The sequence below is a fragment of the Rhodosalinus sp. FB01 genome (genome assembly GCF_041365715.1).
Classification (GTDB): domain Bacteria; phylum Pseudomonadota; class Alphaproteobacteria; order Rhodobacterales; family Rhodobacteraceae; genus Rhodosalinus.
In genome coordinates this window covers 1-519 of record NZ_JBGFSH010000058.1, presented here as the reverse complement: position 1 = coordinate 519, position 519 = coordinate 1, and the positions used below count along the sequence as shown (strand labels likewise).

1 protein-coding gene is annotated in these 519 nt (G+C 64.7%); it reads right to left on the bottom strand.

Features of this window, described 5'->3' with window-relative positions:
• Window positions 1-54 precede the first annotated feature (54 nt).
• Window positions 55-519 (bottom strand): IS5 family transposase (locus AB6A65_RS16550; RefSeq protein ID WP_371039484.1); only part of this gene is annotated, 465 nt, incomplete at its 5' end.

Here is a 519-nt window from a genome sequence, read left to right as displayed (position 1 = left end):
GGCTTTGTTGCGCAAAGAGGTTGAAGCCGAGACTTCCCCTTTCCCCAGACGGACTTATCCCACGGGCTCGGTGACAGGTATGCCGAGCGCGGTGTAGCCGTTCAGGACGGCGGCACGGACTTGGAGTTCGGCGACCTGGCGATCGAAGTCGCGTGCCATGAGGCTCTGCCCCAGCAGCTTCACGCAATGCATCTTCGTCTCGGCGCGGCTTCGGCGGTGGTATCCGCTCCATTTTCGCCAGATGGCGCGGCCGAGGTATTTCGAAGCGCGCAGCGCCTCGTTCCGAGCGATGGCGCCCGCAGTCGATGGCTTCCAGGGCTTGGCGTTCCTGCGCGGCGGAATGACGGCATGTGCGCCGCGGTCGGCGACTGCGTCATGGCATTTGCGCGTGTCGTATGCTCCGTCTGCGGTGACCGATCCGATCTCCACGTCGGCAGGGATCTGGCCGAGCAGCTCGGGCAGCATCGGCGCATCCCCGACGTTACTTCCGGTGATTTCGATGGCGCGGATCTCCAGCGT